The 18,442-nt window shown below is 69.1% G+C and carries 14 protein-coding genes; 7 read left to right on the top strand and 7 right to left on the bottom strand.

Going from position 1 to position 18,442, the window contains the following annotated elements; translation table 11 throughout:
• Positions 1-221 precede the first annotated feature (221 nt).
• Both ACQYVW_RS11235 and ACQYVW_RS11230 read left to right on the top strand, forming a co-directional pair.
• Positions 222-1,193 carry an FAD:protein FMN transferase gene (locus ACQYVW_RS11235; RefSeq protein ID WP_434947051.1) on the top strand — a complete coding sequence of 324 codons (972 nt, stop codon included), beginning with the start codon at positions 222-224 and terminating at the stop codon, positions 1,191-1,193.
• The gene (locus ACQYVW_RS11230; protein WP_434947050.1) at positions 1,190-2,824 is read left to right on the top strand and encodes a sulfite reductase subunit alpha; all 1,635 of its coding nucleotides are present in this window, start codon (positions 1,190-1,192) and stop codon (positions 2,822-2,824) included. The genes ACQYVW_RS11235 and ACQYVW_RS11230 overlap by 4 nt, the downstream gene beginning before the upstream one ends.
• Positions 2,825-2,875: 51 nt before the next feature.
• Here the strand turns inward: ACQYVW_RS11230 and ACQYVW_RS11225 are convergent, their stop codons facing one another.
• Positions 2,876-3,463, bottom strand: a complete 588-nt coding sequence (locus ACQYVW_RS11225; protein WP_434947049.1) for a HutD/Ves family protein — start codon at positions 3,461-3,463, stop codon at positions 2,876-2,878.
• A gap of 216 nt (positions 3,464-3,679) precedes the next feature.
• Positions 3,680-4,015, bottom strand: a complete 336-nt coding sequence (locus ACQYVW_RS11220) for a ComEA family DNA-binding protein (RefSeq protein ID WP_434932494.1) — start codon at positions 4,013-4,015, stop codon at positions 3,680-3,682.
• Positions 4,016-4,213: 198 nt separating this feature from the next.
• Between ACQYVW_RS11220 and ACQYVW_RS11215 the strand changes: the two genes are divergently transcribed.
• Together ACQYVW_RS11215 and ACQYVW_RS11210 are read left to right on the top strand one after the other, a co-directional pair.
• Complete coding sequence (locus ACQYVW_RS11215; protein WP_434932495.1) at positions 4,214-5,707, top strand: M20 family metallopeptidase; 1,494 nt, start codon at positions 4,214-4,216, stop codon at positions 5,705-5,707.
• A gap of 76 nt (positions 5,708-5,783) precedes the next feature.
• Positions 5,784-6,050, top strand: a complete 267-nt coding sequence (locus ACQYVW_RS11210; protein WP_434932496.1) for a GlsB/YeaQ/YmgE family stress response membrane protein — start codon at positions 5,784-5,786, stop codon at positions 6,048-6,050.
• A 148-nt stretch (positions 6,051-6,198) separates the two neighbouring features.
• Here ACQYVW_RS11210 and cysC read toward each other — a convergent pair whose 3' ends face one another.
• Positions 6,199-8,100: an adenylyl-sulfate kinase gene (gene cysC, locus ACQYVW_RS11205; protein WP_434932497.1), complete on the bottom strand. Its 1,902-nt coding sequence runs from the start codon at positions 8,098-8,100 to the stop codon at positions 6,199-6,201.
• Between the two features lie 154 nt (positions 8,101-8,254).
• The gene (gene cysD, locus ACQYVW_RS11200) at positions 8,255-9,205 is read right to left on the bottom strand and encodes a sulfate adenylyltransferase subunit CysD (RefSeq protein WP_434932498.1); all 951 of its coding nucleotides are present in this window, start codon (positions 9,203-9,205) and stop codon (positions 8,255-8,257) included.
• A gap of 138 nt (positions 9,206-9,343) precedes the next feature.
• Here cysD and ACQYVW_RS11195 point away from each other — a divergent pair, with 138 nt between their 5' ends.
• The 3 genes from ACQYVW_RS11195 to ACQYVW_RS11185 all read left to right on the top strand — a co-directional run bounded on the left by ACQYVW_RS11195 (position 9,344) and on the right by ACQYVW_RS11185 (position 13,785).
• Positions 9,344-11,179, top strand: a complete 1,836-nt coding sequence (locus ACQYVW_RS11195; RefSeq protein WP_434947048.1) for an assimilatory sulfite reductase (NADPH) flavoprotein subunit — start codon at positions 9,344-9,346, stop codon at positions 11,177-11,179.
• A gap of 153 nt (positions 11,180-11,332) precedes the next feature.
• A complete protein-coding gene (cysI, locus tag ACQYVW_RS11190) occupies positions 11,333-13,051 on the top strand; it encodes an assimilatory sulfite reductase (NADPH) hemoprotein subunit (RefSeq protein WP_434947047.1) in 1,719 nt (572 codons plus the stop codon).
• The gene (locus ACQYVW_RS11185; RefSeq protein WP_434947046.1) at positions 13,048-13,785 is read left to right on the top strand and encodes a phosphoadenylyl-sulfate reductase; all 738 of its coding nucleotides are present in this window, start codon (positions 13,048-13,050) and stop codon (positions 13,783-13,785) included. Before cysI ends, ACQYVW_RS11185 begins: the two co-directional genes overlap by 4 nt.
• Before the next feature lie 735 nt (positions 13,786-14,520).
• Here the strand turns inward: ACQYVW_RS11185 and ACQYVW_RS11180 are convergent.
• From ACQYVW_RS11180 to ACQYVW_RS11170, 3 genes are all read right to left on the bottom strand, one after another.
• The gene (locus tag ACQYVW_RS11180; protein WP_434947045.1) at positions 14,521-16,845 is read right to left on the bottom strand and encodes a reprolysin-like metallopeptidase; all 2,325 of its coding nucleotides are present in this window, start codon (positions 16,843-16,845) and stop codon (positions 14,521-14,523) included.
• A gap of 229 nt (positions 16,846-17,074) precedes the next feature.
• Positions 17,075-17,707 carry a CoA transferase subunit B gene (locus ACQYVW_RS11175; RefSeq protein ID WP_434947044.1) on the bottom strand — a complete coding sequence of 211 codons (633 nt, stop codon included), beginning with the start codon at positions 17,705-17,707 and terminating at the stop codon, positions 17,075-17,077.
• Complete coding sequence (locus tag ACQYVW_RS11170) at positions 17,707-18,435, bottom strand: CoA transferase subunit A (RefSeq protein WP_434932504.1); 729 nt, start codon at positions 18,433-18,435, stop codon at positions 17,707-17,709. Before ACQYVW_RS11170 ends, ACQYVW_RS11175 begins: the two co-directional genes overlap by 1 nt.
• Between the last annotated feature and the right edge of the window lie 7 nt (positions 18,436-18,442).

Raw genomic sequence — 18,442 nt, 5'->3', positions numbered from 1 at the left:
CGCCCATCGACATCTCCGGATGGACGCCACGCCCTGTCGCCCCGTAACCCCTCCTCCCCCGGTCAGGGCGTCTGTCCTGACTCTGGCGCGGGCCCGGGACGCCGGTACGCTGACGATGCGTTGCTGACGCGACGCGAATCGATGCCGGAGCGTCTGGGTAAGACGGTGCGCGACCCGTCGCCGCTCAGCATTCCCACATCCGGAACACGCCACCAGTCCCCATGACCCTCGCCTCCTCCCACGCAAGCCCACTCGTCCTGCACACGCTGTACGGCGAAACCATGGGTACGCGCTGGCGCGTGGACCTGTTCGCAGCGCGCAGCCAGCCGCTGGAACCACTGCATGGCGCGGTGCAGGCGCGGCTCGACGCGATCGTTGCGCAGATGAGCAGCTGGGAACCCGGGTCCGATCTCGCGCGCTTCAACCGGGCGCCGGCGGGAAGCTGGCATCCATTGCCGGACGACTTCTTCGCGGTGATGGACTGTGCGCTGCAGGTGGCGCGCGACAGCGGGGGCGCCTTCGATCCCACGCTGGGCGCCCTCGTCGGCGCCTGGGGCTTCGGTGCGCTGGCACAGGCACGCGGCACCCGGCCCGACGACGCCGCACTCGCCAGCGCGCGCGCCGAGTCCGGATGGCAGCGCCTGCAGCTCGACCGCGACGGGCGACGGCTGCTGCAGCCCGGGGACCTGGTGCTGGACCTGTCGGCGATCGCGAAAGGCTATGGCGTGGATGCGGTCGTGGCGCTGCTGCGAGAACATGGGATCGATGCTGCGCTGGTGGACGTCGGTGGCGAACTGCGTGGCCTCGGCCGCAAGCCCGATGGCAGCGCCTGGCGTGTGCTGGTCGAGAGCGGCGGCGACGAGGACGAAGCTGCCTGCATCGTCACCCTCGACGATGCCGCCATCGCCACCTCGGGCCCCTGTTGGCAGCGCTTCGAGCTGGACGGCCGCGAGCTGTCGCACACCATCGACCCACGTACCGGCCGCCCCGTTGCCGATCCACCCGCCGCGGTCAGCGTCATTGCAGGCAGTGCGATGCTGGCCGATGCCTGGTCCACCGCACTGAGCGTGATGGGCGTGGACGCGGGCGCCGGATTCGCGGGCGCACGCGGCCTGGCAGCCCGGCTGCTGCCGCCGCAGCCTGGCGCGCAGGCGCTGACGACGCCTGCGTTCGAAGCCCACCTGCCCTCATGAAGGCGACCGCGCCCACGATGCAGCCGCGCTGGCGCGCGCTGCTCGGCAATGCCGGAATGCTGTTGGCCTTGCTCGTCGCCGCAATGGCGTTCCTGCCGCTGCACGATGATCCCTGGTGGCAGGCCGCCCCGCGACCGCGCGACTGGCAGCTGGCCACGGCCAGCCTGGTGGCGTATCTAGGCGCGGTCGCCTGGCTGCTGCTGCGCGGCCGCGAGCGACAGGAGCCGATTCCCGACACGCAGGCAACGCTGCCCTGGCTGGTGGCGCACGCCAGCCAGACCGGGTTCGCGCTCGAGCTGGCCAACCAGACCGCAGCCGCGTTGCGCGCGGCGGGCGCAGAGGTCGTGCTGCTTCCGCTGTCGTCCATCGATGTGGAGACGCTGGCGCGCACCCGGCGCGCGCTGTTCATCCTCAGCACCACCGGCGAAGGCGATCCACCGGATCCCGCCCTGGGCTTCGTCCGCGCGTCGATGCCGCGACAGGCGCGCCTCGACGATCTCCAGTACGCCGTCCTGGCGCTGGGCGATCGCGGCTACGCGCGGTTCTGCGCGTTCGGCCAGCAGGTCGACCAGTGGCTGCGGCAGTGCGGCGCGCGCGCGATGTTCGACCTGACCGAAGTCGACAACGGCGATCCCGGCGCACTGCGGCACTGGCAGCACCACCTCGCCCTGGCGTCCGGCGCGGCGACGATGCCGGACTGGACTCCGCCGCGTTACCGCCCATGGCGGCTGGCGTCGCGTCGCCTGCTGAATCCGGGCAGCCTGGGCGGGCCGGTGTTCCACCTCGTGCTGCATCCACCGGAGCAGGGCGCATTGGCCTGGCAGGCCGGCGACATCGCCGAGGTCGGTCCGCGCAACCCGCCGGCGGATGTGGCGGCGCTGCTTGCCGCGCAGGGGTTCGATGCCGGGACGAGCGTGCATGCCCAGGGGCAGTCCATGGCGTTGCACGAGGCGCTGGCGCGCCTGCAGCTGCCGCCCGCGGACGCGCGATTCGGCGATCCGCAGGCGTTGCTCGAGGCGCTGCAGCCGCTGCCGCATCGCGAGTACTCCATCGCATCGCTGCCGGGCGACGGCGGCCTGGACCTGGTCGTCCGGCAGATGCAGCGCGACGACGGCCGACCTGGCCTGGGCAGCGGCTGGCTCTGCCGGCATGCCGGCATCGACGAGGCCATCGACCTGCGCATTCGCGCAAACCCCAACTTCCACCCCCCGCTCGACGACCGCCCGCTGCTGCTGGTCGGCAACGGCACCGGCATCGCCGGCCTGCGCGCGCTGCTCAAGGCACGCGAGCGCGCCGGCGCGCGACGCAACTGGCTGCTGTTCGGCGAGCGCCAGCAGGCCCACGACGCGTTCTTCGCCGACGACATCCGGCGCTGGCGCGCCGACGGCCTGCTGGAGCGCATCGATCTGGTGTATTCGCGCGACGAGCCCGGGCCGCGCTACGTGCAGGACGCCCTGCGCGCCGCCGCGCCGACGCTGCGATCGTGGATCGAGGACGGCGCCAGCATCTACGTCTGCGGCAGCCTGCAAGGCATGGCGCCCGGGGTGGACGCGGCGCTGCGCGACCTCCTGGGCCAGGACGCGCTGGACCAGCTGCGCACGCAGGGGCGCTACCGGCGCGACGTGTACTGAACTCTCGCGGTCCGGGCATTGCGATGCAGCTGCCGGGTTCCGCAGGTGACCTCAGCCTGCCCGGTGGTCGATCCGCACCAGCAAGGCCTCGCCCCTGCCCTCGATCGCATGGCGCGCGCGCGTGCCTCCGCAGGACAGCATGGCGGTATCGCCCGCCTCTAGCGCCTGCCGTGCGCCACCGTCCGCCATGCGCGCATGGCCCGTGAGCAGGTGCACGATCCAGACCGTGCCGGGATCGACGAAGCTGACCAACGCGCCTGCCAGCGGCCGGTGCCAGAGCTGCACCGACACCGCATCGGGGCGCCACATCAGGTTGAACGCTTCGCAATGCCCCTGCGGATGGCCCGCAAGGCCACGCGCGCCGTCGAAGCGGAGGCGACCGCAAGGCGGGCGCAGCACGACGTCCTCGCCGTCGTCGAAGCGCAGCTGCAGGCGCTCGCCGCGCAACAGCACCAGTTCGCGTGCGATGCCGGGGAATGCAGAGAACGGCGCGGGGCCGTCGAGTTCGGCGATCGAAATCCGCCAGCGCCAGCAATCGGTGTCGGGCTCCGCGTGGATCTCCCGGGTCCAGCCGAGCTGGTTCTTCCAGCGCAGGCGCCGGTACTCGTTGGCGGGTATCATGCGCTGCACGGGGCCCATGCCGGCAGTGTAGCCACGCGGTGTGCGATGGCTGCATACGTCAGCTGTGCGGCGGCCCGTTGCCGGCGGATGGTTGCAGGGAAGAAGCCGCCCGCCCGTGCCTTCCTGGCGCGGAACGGACGGCGGTACGTCCCTGTGGCGGCCTCCGGCCGGTCCCCGGAGCGTCCCTGCTCCCCGTCGCGACCGCGCCTCCATGCGCGGTTGCGGACGTCAGGATCAGCGGGTCTGCGCGGCCGCACGGCCTGCGGCGGTCCCTGCGGCAGCGGGCTTGGCCGCTCGCGGAGCGGAGACGACGATGCGATCGCGGTTCTGTTCGACCGTGCGCAGGCCGATGCCCTTCACCTGGGCCAGCTGCTCGGGACTCTGGAACGGCCCGTTGGCCTTGCGGTGGGCGACGATGGCCTCGGCCTTCGCCGCGCCGACGTTGTGCAGCACGCGGTCGAGGGTGGCGGCGTCGGCGGTATTGATGTTGACCTTCTCGGCCGCCAGCGCGCCGCCGGCCAGCAGCAGGGACAGGGTCAGCGTCGAAAGCAGGGCCTTGATCTTGTTCATGTCGGATCTCCTGAAGTGAAGTCGGTTTCCTTGCCGCCGGCCCGCTGTCGGGCCGGTCATCGCAGTCTCCTCCTGCCGCCCGCGACCCGGCATCGCCGCGCATATCGCCGCGACGCAGGGCAAGACCGCGGTCTGGCGTGGGAAAACCCCTACACCCTCCGCGCGATAGAATTGGCGTTTTCGCACCGGACACGCCTGATGGACGCCAGCAAGATCGACCGCTACGTCGGCGCCAAGTGGGACGACGAGATCGTCCCGCAGCTCGTCGAGTACATCCGCATCCCCAACAAGTCGCCGATGTTCGACGCCGACTGGGTGAAGAACGGCTACATGGCCGACGCGGTGAAGCTGATGGAGTCCTGGGCGCGCGCCCAGCCGATCCCCGGCATGCAGGTGGAGGTGGTGCAGCTGGAAGGCCGCACGCCGCTGATCTACATCGACATCCCGGCCGCGCACGGCGGCAGCAACGACGATTGCGTGCTGCTCTACGGCCACCTGGACAAGCAGCCGGAGATGACCGGCTGGGACGACGATCTCGGCCCGTGGAAGCCCGTGCTGCGCGGGGACAAGCTTTACGGCCGCGGCGGCGCGGACGACGGCTATGCGATCTACGGCTCGCTGGCCGCGATCCTCGCCCTGCACGACCAGCAGGTGCCGCACGCGCGCTGCGTGGTGTTGATCGAGGCCTGCGAGGAATCGGGCAGCTACGACCTGCCGGCCTATGTCGACCATCTGGCCGACCGCATCGGCAAGCCCTCACTGGTGGTGTGCCTGGATTCGGGCTGCGGCAACTACGACCAGCTGTGGTGCACCACCTCGTTGCGCGGTCTGGCCGGCGGCAACCTCACCGTCAAGGTGCTGGACGAAGGCGTGCACTCGGGCGATGCCTCGGGCGTGGTGCCGTCCAGCTTCCGCCTGCTGCGCCAGCTGCTGTCGCGGATCGAGGACGAGACCACCGGGCGCATCCTGATCGAGGGCCTGCACGCGCAGGTGCCGGACGAGCGCCTGCAGCAGGCCCGCCGCGCGGCCGAAGTGCTGGATACGGCGATCTTCGACAAGTTCCCGCTGGTGGCCGGGCTGCGGCCGATGGCCGACGACCTGGCCGAGCTGGTGCTCAACCGCACCTGGCGCCCGGCGCTGTCGATCACCGGCGTCGGCGGCATTCCCGCCCTGGATTCGGCCGGCAACGTGCTGCGCCCGGAGACGGCGGTCAAGCTGTCGCTGCGCCTGCCGCCAACCGTCGACGGCAAGCGCGCGGGCGAACTGCTGCAGGCTGAACTGCTGCGCGATCCGCCCAACGGTGCACAGGTCACGCTGGCGCTGGAGAAGGCCGCGACCGGCTGGAACGCGCCGGCGCTGTCCCCGTGGTTGGAGCGTGCGATCGATGCGGCCAGCCAGGAATTCTTCGGCCAGCCCGCGATGTACATGGGCGAAGGCGGTTCGATCCCGTTCATGGGCATGCTGGGCGAGAAGTTCCCGGGCGCCCAGTTCATGATCACCGGCGTGCTCGGCCCGCACTCCAACGCGCATGGTCCGAACGAATTCCTGCACATCCCGATGGGCAAGAAGGTCACCGCTTCGGTGGCGCGGGTGATCGCCGAGCACCACCTGGCCAGCCTGCGCGGCGAGACCACCGGCGCGGCGGTCGCGCCCGACAGCGGCGCACGCCACGGCGACCACGGCTGCTGCTGAGACGGCGGCGGCAGGACTGGCGCGAACGCGGCGGTCCTGCCAGTCTTGCATTCATCGACACCGGCAGGGGAGCGGAATGGACGGCGTATTCGGCGGAAGCAGCTGGCTCTGGATCATCATCGTCGGCCTGGTGGTAGGCGTGATCGCGCGCCTGCTCAAGCCCGGCCGCGACCGCATGGGCCTGATCCTGACCACCCTGCTCGGCATCGGCGGCGCCCTGCTCGCCGGCTGGTTCGGGCGCACCATGGGCTGGTATGCGGCGGGCGAGAAGGTGGGTTTCCTTGCCTCGCTGGTGGGCGCGATCGTGATCCTGGTGGTCGTGGGGATGCTGCGCAGGCGCTGACCGCCGCGGCAGCGCGCGTGCGGAGGCTGTCGACCATCGTCGGCCGACGCATGGGAATCTCCGCGTTGCACCACGGGTCCGCCCGCGGCGTCGGCAAGGGCGGGGTCCGCCCCGCGGCGGCGGCCAAGCCTGACGGGCGGCCGGCCCGTCAGGCCAGCAGCCGTGCGATCACCTGTTCGGCCAGCGCGCTCGCTTGCGCCGAGCCGGTGTCGAGCACCAGCTCCGGATCCTCCGGCGGCTCGTACGGCGAATCGATGCCGGTGAAATTGGGCAGTTCGCCGCGACGCGCCTTGGCGTAGAGCCCCTTCACGTCGCGCCGCTCGGCCTCGGCCAGCGGCGTGTCGACGTAGACCTCGATGAAATCGCCCGCGTCGAACAGGGCGCGTGCAGCGGCGCGCTCGGCCCGGAACGGCGAGATGAAGCTCACCAGCACGATCAGGCCGGCATCGGTCATCAGTTTCGCCACCTCGGCGACGCGGCGCTGGTTCTCCACCCGGTCCTCGTCGGTGAAGCCCAGATCGCGATTGAGGCCGTGGCGCACGTTGTCGCCATCGAGCAGGTAAGTGTGCAGCCCGCGCGCCAGCAGGCCGCGTTCGACCAGGTTGGCGATGGTCGACTTGCCCGCGCCCGACAGCCCGGTGAACCAGACGCAGCGCGGCTGCTGCCCCTTGATCGCGGCGCGCGCCTTGCGGTCGACGTCGAGCGCCTGCCAGTGGATGTTGTCGGCGCGGCGAAGCGCGTGTCGGATCATGCCAGCGCCGACGGTGGCACGCGTGATCGGGTCGACCAGGATGAAACCGCCCAACGCCGCATTCTCGGCATAGGGCGCGAACGCCACCACGGCGTCCAGCGACAACACCAGCTCGCCGATCTCGTTGAACTCCAGGCGCTTGGCGGCTAGCGGCTGCAGGCTTTCCGGGTCGTGCCGGAACTTCAGTTCGCTCACCCGCGCGCCGACCGTGCGCGGCCCGAGCTTGAGCTGGTAGCGGCGGCCGGGCAGCAGCGGCGCTTCGTCGAACCAGAGCACGTCGGCGGCGAACTGGTCGCTGTGGGCCAGCGGCGCGTCGTCGCCCGCCAGCACGTGTCCGCGGCCGGCATCGACCTCGTCGGCCAGCTGCACCGCCACGGCCCGACCGGGGCCGGCTGATGCGGCAGGAACCCCGCCGATGCCGAGCGCGGCCACGTGGCTCACGGTTCCCGCCGGCTCGACCCGCACCGGATCGCCTACGCGCAGGGTACCTGCCGCGATGGTACCGGCCAGCCAGCGTCCGCCGCCGGCGTCGCGCAATACCGACTGCAGCGGCAGGCGCAGTGGCAGCGCGGGATCGGGCGTCGCGATCTCCACGCTTTCAAGATGCTCGAGCACGCTCGGCCCGGCGTACCAGCCGATCGAGGGCGAACGCGTGGTGATGTTGTCGCCGATCGCAGCCGCCACCGGGATCGCGACCACATCTCGCACGCCCAGCTTCGTCGCATGCGCGCGGAAGCGAGCCGCGATCGCGTCGAACACCGCCTGGTTGTAGCCGGTGCGATCCATCTTGTTGACCGCCAGCAGCACGTGGCGCACGCCGAACAGCGACAGGATCGCGGCATGGCGGAAGGTCTGCGGCAGCAGGCCCTTGGTGGCATCGACCAGCACGATCGCCAGATCCGCCACCGAGGCCCCGGTCGCCATATTGCGCGTGTACTGCACGTGTCCCGGGCAGTCGGCGATCAGGAAGCGGCGCTTCGCGGTCTGCAGGTGGCGCCAGGCCACGTCGATGGTGATGCCCTGCTCGCGCTCGGCGTCCAGGCCATCGAGCAGCAGTGCGTAATCGATGTCCGCCCCGCGCGTGCCGTGCGACGCGCTGGCGCGCGCCAGCGCCGCGCGCTCGTCGTCGGGCACGCGCCCGGCCTCGTGCAGCAGGCGCCCGATCAGGGTGCTCTTGCCGTCGTCGACACTGCCGCAGGCGATCAGGCGCAAGAAGCGGGCGTCGGCCGCCGGCTGCGGAGGAACCGGTGCGACCACGGCCCCGGACGCCGGCTCCCTGTCGATGGCTATGCTGTTCATCGCTGTCCGGCTCCGTTCCGCGATCTCGGATCATCACTGGCCACGCACCGTGGCGCCACACACGCACTGCCGCTTCCAGCGGATGCGCACGACTCGGGCCGAGCCATGCTGGCGGCAGGTCGACGGACTCTCCGGGTCGCTGGACGACGCATCTTCAGAAGTACCCTTCCCGCTTCTTCTTCTCCATCGAGTCGCCTTCGGCCTGGTCGATCAGGCGTCCGGCGCGCTCGGACTGGGCGCTGGTTTCCATCTCGGCAATCACCGCATCCAGGTCGTCGGCCGCGGATTCCACCGCGCCGGTGAGCGGATAGCAGCCCAGGGTGCGAAAGCGCACGCGGCGCTGTTCCACCACTTCGCCTTCGCGCAGCACGAAACGGTCGTCGTCGACCATGATCCAGGTGCCGTCGCGCCGCACCACGGGCCGTTCGGCGGCGAAGTACAGCGGTACCACGTCGATGTTCTCGCGCCGGATGTAATGCCAGACGTCCAGCTCGGTCCAGTTCGACAGCGGGAACACGCGTACGCTCTCGCCATCGCCGACGCGCGCGTTGTAAAGATTCCACAGTTCCGGCCGCTGGCGGCGCGGGTCCCAGCGGTGCCTGTCGTCGCGGAACGAGAACACCCGCTCCTTCGCGCGCGACTTCTCCTCGTCGCGCCGCGCACCGCCGATCGCGGCGTCGTAGCCGCCCGCCTCCAGCGCCTGCTTGAGCGCCAGGGTCTTCATCACCTCGGTATGCACGCTGGCGCCATGGCTGAAGGGACCGACGCCATCACGCACGCCGTCGGGATTGATGTGCACGCGCAATTCGATGCCGGTCTCGGCGGCGCGCCGGTCGCGGAAGGCGATCATCTCCCGGAACTTCCAGGTGGTGTCCACGTGCAGCAGCGGGATCGGCGGCAGCGCCGGGGCGAAGGCCTTCAGCAGCAGGTGCAACAGCACCGAACTGTCCTTGCCGATCGAGTACAGCAGCACCGGATTGCGGCACTCTGCCGCCACCTCGCGCAGCACGTGCAGGCTTTCGGCCTCGAGGCGATCGAGGTCGTCCGTGGCTGCGCCGGGCAGAACGCCTTTGGCCTGGGCGGAAGCGGGATAGGGAAGGCTCATGTCGACGGCGATTGTAGCCAGTGAACCCAAGCGCACCGTAAATCACCGCAGGGCATGACTGCATAACCGTCCATCCTTTCCGGGGCGCTATGCCCCGCCCTAGCCTGTGGCGCACAGTCAACAAGGACCGTCGCCAGGATGTCCGTCTCTGCCGCATTGCCCGCGCTGCCGTTCCCCCAAGATGCGGCCGACGCGCTGTTCCGCCTCACCCAAGGGCTGGAGCCGGCCGGACTGTGGTGGCTGTCCGGCTATGCCGCCGGGCTGGCCAGCCGAGGCGGGGCGACGACGCCGGTGGCGACGCCGGCGCGTGTCGAGGCCGCGGACAGTACGCGCCTGACCATCGTCTACGGCAGCCAGACCGGCAATGCCCGGCGCGCGGCCGAGGCCCTGCTGCAGCAGGTGCAGGACGCCGGCCTGCCCGCACGGCTGGTGCGTGCCGACGCCTATGCCACCCGCGAGCTCGCCAGCGAACGTCTGCTGTACGTGGTGATCAGCACCCAGGGCGAGGGCGACCCGCCGGACGACGCCATCGGCTTCGTCGAGTTCCTCCAGGGGCGGCGCGCGCCGAAGCTGCCGGAACTCCGGTTCGCGGTGCTCGGCCTGGGCGACACCAGCTATGCCGATTTCTGCGGCATCGCCCGCCGCATCGACACGCGGCTGGCCGAACTGGGTGCCCAGCGCATCGCGGACCCGGCGCTGGCCGACCTGGATATCGAAACCGTCGCCGCTCCCTGGCGCGAAACCGCGCTGGCGCAGGCACGCGAACACCTCAAGCCGGCAGCGCCCGCGGCTGCGCACATCGCCAAGGTCACGCCGCTGCGTCCGGCCGCGAGCTGGTCGCACGATCGTCCGTTCCCGGCCGAGGTGCTGGCCAACCAGTCGCTCAGCGGTCGCGAGTTCCGCGGCACCGGTTTCCGGCGCTATGGCGCGGTCGACAAGGACGTGCGCCACCTCGAGCTTTCGCTGGAGGGATCGGGCCTGGCCTATGAACCGGGCGATGTGCTCGGCATCCGCCATCGCAATCCCGAGGCGCTGGTGGGTCCGGTGCTGGACGCCACCCGGCTCGACGGCGACACCGTGGTGAGCCTGGATGGCGATACCCTGCCGCTGTCCGAATGGCTCGCGACCCGGCGTGAGCTGAGTCGGCTCTCGCGACCGACGCTGGCCGCCCTGGCCGAGCGCAGCGGGGCCGCGGACCTGCACGCGCTGCTGGAGCCCGGCCACGCTGGCTTCGCAGGCCTGCTCGCCGACCACCAGTTGCCCGATGCCCTGCGCCGCTGGCCTGCGGAATGGGACGCCCACGCCCTGCTCGCCGCGCTGCGACCGCAAGCGCAGCGCCTGTATTCCATCGCCTCCAGCCGCAAGCGCGTCGGCGAAGAAGCCCATCTCACCCTGGACGTGGTGGCCTACCGCGCCCACGGGCACGACCACCTCGGTGCTGCCAGCGGCTTTCTCGCGGCGCTGGAGGAAGGCGGCCAGGTGCCCGTCTACGTCGAGCCGAACGAACGTTTCCGGGTGCCGCAGGATGCCGCGCGCGACATCATCATGATCGGGCCGGGCACGGGCGTGGCCCCGTTCCGCGGCTTCGTGCAGGAGCGCGCGGAAACCGGCGCCAGTGGCCGCAACTGGCTGTTCTTCGGTGCGCGGCATTTCAACACCGGCTTCCTGTACCAGGTCGAGTGGCAGGACGCGCTGCAGCGCGGGGAGCTACAGCGGCTGGACCTCGCGTTCTCGCGCGACCAGGCCAGCAAGGTCTACGTGCAGGACCGCCTGCGCGAGCGCGGACGCGAGGTCTACGACTGGCTGCAGGGCGGCGCGCATCTGTACGTCTGTGGCGCCATCGCGATGGGCAAGGACGTGCATGCCGCGCTGCTGGAAATCATCGCCACGCACCACGCTGGCGACAGGGACGCCGCTTCGGACTACCTCGTCCGGCTGCAGTCGGAAGGGCGTTACAGCCGCGATGTGTATTGAGGCCAGGGATTCGGGAGTCGGGATTGGGGATTCGGAGAGCGGGTGTTGCGCTCCGCTGATCCATCGACGCCCAGGCATCCGAACTCCGCTCCCTGATCTCTCCCACCGATCCCGAATCACTGTTCCAAGTTCCCAATTCCGAATTCCAGCCCCATGAGCCATCCTTCCGTCGAAGACATCAAGACCAGCAGCCGCGCCCTGCGCGGGACGCTGCTGGAAGGCCTGGCCGATCCGGTGACCGGCTCGCTGTCGTTCGAGGACCAGCGTCTGGTCAAGTTCCACGGCAGCTACCAGCAGGACGACCGCGACATCCGCGACGAGCGCCGGCGACAGAAGCTCGAACCCGCGCATCAGTTCATGATCCGCATCCGCGCGCCGGGCGGCGTGTTCACCCCGGAGCAGTGGCTCAAGCTCGATGCCATCGCCACCACCTGGGCCAACGACTCGCTGCGCGTCACCACCCGCCAGACCTTCCAGTTCCACGGCGTGATCAAGCGCGAACTGAAGGCGACGATGCAGGCCATCAACCAAGCCGCGCTGGACACCGTTTCGGCCTGCGGCGACGTCAATCGCAACGTGCTCGGCGCCAGCAACCCGCTGCAGTCGCGCCTGCACGCGCAGGTGCACGAGTGGGCGCAGCAGCTGTCGGAGGCCTTCCTGCCCCGCACCCGCGCCTATTACGAGATCTGGCTGGACCAGGCCAAGCTTGCCGACAGCGGCAGCGAGGAAGATCCGCTGTACGGCACCGCCTATCTGCCCCGCAAGTTCAAGATGGCCGTGGCGGTGCCACCGCTCAACGACGTGGACGTATTCGCCAACGATTTCGGCCTGATCGCGATCGTCGACGATGCCGGCGGACTTGCCGGCTTCAACGTGGCCATCGGCGGCGGCATGGGCGCCAGCCACGGCGATCCCAAGACCTATCCGCGCCTGGCCAGCGTGATCGGCTTCGTGACGCCGGCCCAGGTCATCGACATCGCACGCGCCGCCCTGGTCGTGCAGCGCGACCTCGGCGATCGCGTCGAGCGCAAACACGCGCGCTTCAAGTACACCATCGACGACCACGGGCTGGAGGCGATCGTCGCTCGGATGGAGCAGCATGCCGGCTTCCGCCTCGAACCTGCCCGCCCGTTCCGCTTCGACCACAACGGCGATCGTTTCGGCTGGGTCGAGGGCGAGGACGAGCGCTGGCACCTGACCCTGTCGCTGCCCTCCGGCCGCATCGCCGATCGCCCGGGCGCGCCGCACCTGAGCGGCCTGCGCGAGATCGCGCGCGTCCACCAGGGCGAGTTCCGGCTGACCGCGACGCAGAACCTGATCATCGCCGGCGTCCCCGCGGCCGAGCGCGCCCGCATCGACGCACTGGTGGCGCAGCACGGGCTGGATGCGGAGAACCGCGCCCCCACCGCGCTCGCACGCACCGCTGTCGCCTGCGTCGCCTTGCCGACCTGCGCCCTGGCGATGGCCGAGGCCGAACGCTACCTGCCCGACTTCACCGCCAGGCTGCAGCCATTGCTCGAAGCCCACGGGCTGGCGGAGGCGCCCATCCTGCTGCGCATCTCCGGCTGCCCCAACGGCTGCTCGCGCCCGTACCTGGGCGAGATCGGACTCGTGGGCAAGGCGCCGGGCCGCTACAACCTGATGCTCGGCGCGGACCATCGGGGCCAACGCCTCAACACTTTGTACCGGGAGAACATCACCGAGCCCGAGATCCTCGCGACCCTCGAGCCCCTGCTGGCCGCGTATGCGTCGGCACGGCACGACGGCGAGGGCTTCGGCGATTTCCTGTTGCGCACCGGTGTGGTCGACATCCCCGAAAGGGACCGCCGCCACGCACCGATGGCCGCGACCCTCATGGAAGAACCCGCATGACCCTGCCCACGCTCGCCAACGCGGCGGAGTCGCCGCAGGCGCTGGCCGAACTCAACCATTGGCTCGGCGGACGCAGCGCCCAGGAGCGCCTGGAATGGGCGCTGCACAGCCTGCCCGGCCAGCACGCGCTGTCCTCGAGCTTCGGCGCCCAGGCCGCGGTATCGCTGCACATGGCGACCCGCCAGCGCCCCGACCTGCCCGTCATCGTGGTCGACACCGGATACCTGTTTCCCGAAACCTACCGGTTCATCGACGAGATGACCGACCGGATGGGGCTCAACCTCAAGGTCTACCGTCCCCAGATCGGGGTGGCCTGGATGGAGGCGCGCATGGGCCGCATCTGGGAAGAGGGCGTGGATGGCATCACCCGCTACAACCGCCTGCGCAAGGTCGAACCGATGCAGCGCGCGCTGGCGGAGCTCGGCGTCGGCACCTGGATCGCCGGCCTTCGCCGCGGCCAGAGCCGCAGCCGCGCCGGCATCGACATCCTGGAACGCAAGGACGGCCGCTGGAAGCTGCACCCCATCGCGGACTGGAGCGACCGAGACGTCGGCCAGTACCTGTCCCGCCACGGCCTGCCCTACCACCCGCTATGGGACCAGGGCTATGTCTCGATCGGGGACGTGCATACGACGCGCCCGCTGTCGGCAGGCATCAGCGAAGAAGAAACCCGCTTCTTTGGCTTGAAGCGGGAGTGCGGCCTTCATTTCGAGGACTCTATGGCCGGGTTGTAACGGGACTTCTTGCAATCGTCGCCACTACCTGACCATCGCCCATCTGTTCGCGCACATCTTGGGGCTGGCTGCGCGTTGTTCCTTCGACGCGCGACGGGCGCTTCGACAAGGCTGCGGCGTGGCCGGCAGCCCCCTTCTCCACAATCCCGATGAGCACTCAAGAGCGCCGTACGCCCCCAACATGATCGTCCCATGGCCGGATGCAGGGACTCCGGCCTGCCCTCCGGGTTCAACGGCTGCAAGCGTCCAGACCGCCACCCCTCCGTGGCCGCCACAGTAGAGCGGGCACGCTCATGCGCCTGGCGACCAGCCGGACGCGCTGCGCACTCAACCCCCATCGAGCCAACCCTTCGACGATCCAGCCCAGCGGGACATGCCCGTTCGCACCATTAGCGGCATGACACCAAGAAGCGGCTGCGCAACCGCAAGCGGGCGCTCGAGCTTCTAAGCGGAAGCAGGAAGTCACCTAACGATGCATCCGCCTGTCGCCGCGCAGCGTCACGAAACTGCCTGACGCTCAGCCCCCTGAGGCTAGGCCGGCTGCATCACATGCCTGCAAATCTTCAACACCGGCTGGCGGAGCCTTCTGCCAGCCGATGGGCGACCGAGCAAGTGCATCAGGTCGACCACCGCCCAGAGTCACTCTCACAGCTGAACGGCCGGCGTCCCTCGGAACGCCAGCATACCGGGCGACGGCCACCCGCAGCTAAGGGGCCGCTATCGCGCGTCCTGCGCTCAGCGGATGACGCCCCATCCCGACGGATAAGTCCCAAATCCGGCCGACCTGAACGTGCTTCCGTTCCCAGTCCACATGTACAGGTCCCGGTTGTTGGGATTGGTCCAGACGACGTCCCCCAGCCCGTCGCCGTTGAAGTCGCCCACCGTGGCGATGGTGTAGCCCGCGCCAACGCCCACGAGATGGCTGCGACTCACACTCAGCCCATTCATGATCCTGTAGCTGAACTGGCGCGCAGACGCATTATGGAACAGCAGGTCGGATCGCCCATCGCCATTGATATCAATCGCCGCCGAGACGACCCACCCAGGCGGGTAGGTTCCAAAACGGGTAGATGTAAAGGTGTTCCCGTTTCCGACCCACATGTACAGATCGCGATTGACAGGATGGGTCCAAACGATATCCCCGAAGCCATCGCCGTTGAAATCGCCCGTCGCGGCTACTGTGTAGCCATTGCCAACCCCTCCGACCAGATAGCTCCGCACGACCCTCGTTCCGTTCATGATCCTGTAGCTGAACTGGCGCGTGGTCGCATTGTGGAACAACAGATCCGCCCGGCCGTCGTTATTCACATCAACCGCGCCCACCACCGTCCATCCCGCCGGATAGTCGCCGAACCTGGTCGAAGTAAACGTCGTCCCGTTCCCCTGCCACATGAAGAGATCGCGGTTGGTGGGGTGACTCCAGACTAGGTCTACTCGACCGTCACCATTGAAATCACCGGTCGCGACCACCCTGTAACCCGGCCCCACCCCGCCCACAAGATAGCTCCGCGAGACCGTGGTGCCGTTCAGCACGCGATAGCTGAACTGCCTCGTCGCCGCATTGTGGAACAGGATGTCGGATTTCCCGTCGACATCGACGTCGTTCCTCGCGGCGCCCGGAAGCGGAACCATTGCCGCACGGAAGGTCGCGATGATCGGCATCGTCTGGTTCATGCTGCGCACGTTATCCGCGGCTGCCGTGCCAGCGGGCCGGCCGCCATACCTGATCGCAGGGTTGGCGAAGACCGGCGCTTCCAGCTGTCCATCACCCGCGGGGTACGCCATGATCGTGAAGAAACCGGTCGGCGAAGCTTCCCGATAGCCATAGGAGTAAGTGTGCGCCCCGCCTTCCCGGGCGTTCTGCTGGTCGTGCGCCTGCCCCATCAAGTGCCCGAGTTCATGCGCGAGGGAGTAGTCGCTGCAGAAGTAGACGTTGTTGCCGCTGCCCACATCTTCGCCGTCGCTGACCACTGCATATCCAAACGCCTCGTCGGCGCCGGTAATACTTGACTGGTTTCCGCCCAGCAGCCAAGCGACGCCGCAGCCCTCCTGCTCGGGTTCGCGGTAACGGCGAACGAAGGCCACCAGGTCCGCACCATACTCGTTGCGGGCTGCACGAAGGGCATTGAAGGCCGCATTCGGCGTAATCGGTTGCTGGGTCTCGTCGTTGTACCCGGTCAGCTGCCGCAAGGCATCGTTGTTGGATGTTCCATCCGCATAATTCACCGACATCGCGTGGACCAGCCGCAGACGCATGTTCACGCCGCTGTCGGCATAGGCCGCATTCGCCATCGTGGTGAGGTTGCTCATCAACGTGATCGCGGCGTTCTGGCTGCCCAATTCGGTCGCGATCGTGCTGGAGTAGCCGACGAGCAGGTCGATGACCCCACCGGCTTTCCCGGGCACATCCTGCTTCGACGCGCCGCTCTTGGCCATCTGCCGCGAGGCGGCCGCCATCAGCGCACGACCCTCGGGCGGCAGCAGGGTATCGTTTCCGTCGGCAGGCCTGCCGCCGTTCGCGGAGACGAGGCGCGGATCGGTTTCCACGACCCAGGCACCGGTCCGGTCGGTCCGCACGCGATAACGCGTGTCTCCACGCGCGATCGTACCGAATACCGCCTTTTCGCCGAAGGTCAGCACCGCGCTGCTGCCATCGTCATTGCGACCGATCCAGGTCCAGTTGCCGTCCGGCTGCTCCTCGTGGCGCTGGTACTTCAGCGCCAGGCTCTCGCCGTCGGGCGTATTCACGACCAGGCGACCGGTGCCGATCGAGTTCAGCGCGTGGGCCTCGCTGAGCGAGACCGGGTGCCAGGTATAGGCGCCAGAGGTCCGGACCTTGCGGGCGCCGCCGTAGGCCAACAATTCGCCCCGGTCGGGGAGGGCCGCGAAGCTGGTGCTCGCACCGCGCGCCGCCGCCAGCGAACCTGCGGTGGTCGGCAGGACGCCCGAACCAGACCGCGCCAGTGCATCTGCCTCACCCGCGGCCGGCGCGACGTCCGACTCCGAAGTGCAGCCCGCCATCCCGGCGATCAGCATCAGTCCCAGCAGATGTTTACGCATGTCGCAGTCCCGAATATGGAAGAAGCCCCGCCCCCAACGGAGAGGCTCAGCAGCATAAGCCACGCCCGCGCTCGCCGAAAGCGCCGGGTGGCGCGAGAGGTGAACGTCTCGGGCACTTCCAGCGGGATTGGCGGGCCGCTAAGTGATTGAAAACATGAAACACCGCAGGCGCGGACATCTAGGCGGCCCTAGCAACAGAACCGCCGGCTAAACCGGGACTGAAGCGAGGTCAGTTCGAACCGAACGTGACGCCGGTCCTCTCCCTGAGCTCGGCCATCTCGACCCCCGGGGCTGCTTCCACCAGCTGTAGTCCCGCAGGGGTGATGTCGAAGACGCCAAGGTCGGTGATGATCCGGCTCACGACGCCGACCCCGGTCAACGGCAGGGTGCATTCGGGCAGGATCTTGTGCTCGCCGTTCTTCGCCGTGTGCTCCATGAGCACGACCACGCGCTTGACCCCGGCCACCAGGTCCATCGCCCCGCCCATGCCCTTGACCATCTTGCCGGGCACCATCCAGTTGGCCAAATCGCCCTTGTCGGTGACCTGCATCGCGCCCAGGATCGCCAGGTCGATGTGGCCGCCACGGATCATCCCGAACGAGTCGTGGCTGCCGAAGTAGCTGGCGCCCTGGCGCGCGGTGACGGTCTGCTTGCCGGCGTTGATCAGGTCTGCGTCGACCTGGTCCTCGGTCGGGAACGGGCCGATGCCGAGCAGGCCGTTCTCGGACTGCAGCCACACGTCCATGCCCTCGGGAATGTAGTTGGCCACGAGCGTCGGCAGGCCGATGCCCAGGTTCACGTAGGCGCCGTCGGTGAGTTCCTGCGCGGCGCGCTGCGCCATCTGGTCGCGGGTCCAGGCCATCAGTTCGCTCCTCGCACGGTGCGCTGCTCGATGCGCTTCTCGGGATGGGGGTTGACCACGATGCGGTCGACGTAGATGCCGGGCAGGTGCACGTGGTCCGGGTCGATGCTGCCGGTGGGCACGATTTCCTCGACTTCGGCCACGCAGACCTTGCCGGCCATGGCGCAGGCCGGGTTGAAGTTGCGCGCGGTCTTGCGGAACAGCAGGTTGCCCGCCTCGTCCGCCTTCCAGGCCTTGACCAGCGACACGTCGGCCACCAGGGCCGTTTCCATCACGTACCAGTGCTCGCCGAACTGGCGGGTCTCCTTGCCCTCGGCCACGACCGTGCCGTAACCGGTGCGGGTGAAGAAGGCGGGGATGCCCGCACCGCCCGCCCGAAGACGCTCGGCCAGGGTGCCCTGGGGGTTGAACTCCAGCTCCAGCTCGCCGCCCAGATACTGGCGTTCGAACTCCTTGTTCTCGCCCACGTAGGAGGAAATCATCTTGCGGATCTGCCTGGTTTCCAGCAGCTGGCCCAGGCCGAAACCGTCGACGCCGGCGTTGTTGGAAATCACCGTCAGGTCCCTGGCGCCCGAATCACGCAGGGCGGCGATCAGGGCCTCGGGGATGCCGCAAAGGCCGAATCCGCCAACGGCGAGGGTCTGGCCATCGGCCACAATGTCGCGAAGTGCCGCGTGCGCGTCGGCAAACTGCTTTCCCGTGCCGGCTGGCGAGTCGGTAGAAGACATCCACGGC

This window comes from Luteimonas campi (assembly GCF_051162505.1).
In the GTDB taxonomy this organism is placed as follows: domain Bacteria; phylum Pseudomonadota; class Gammaproteobacteria; order Xanthomonadales; family Xanthomonadaceae; genus Luteimonas.
The sequence above is the reverse complement of the archived record's forward strand: the minus strand, read 5'-3'. Positions and strand labels throughout refer to the sequence as shown.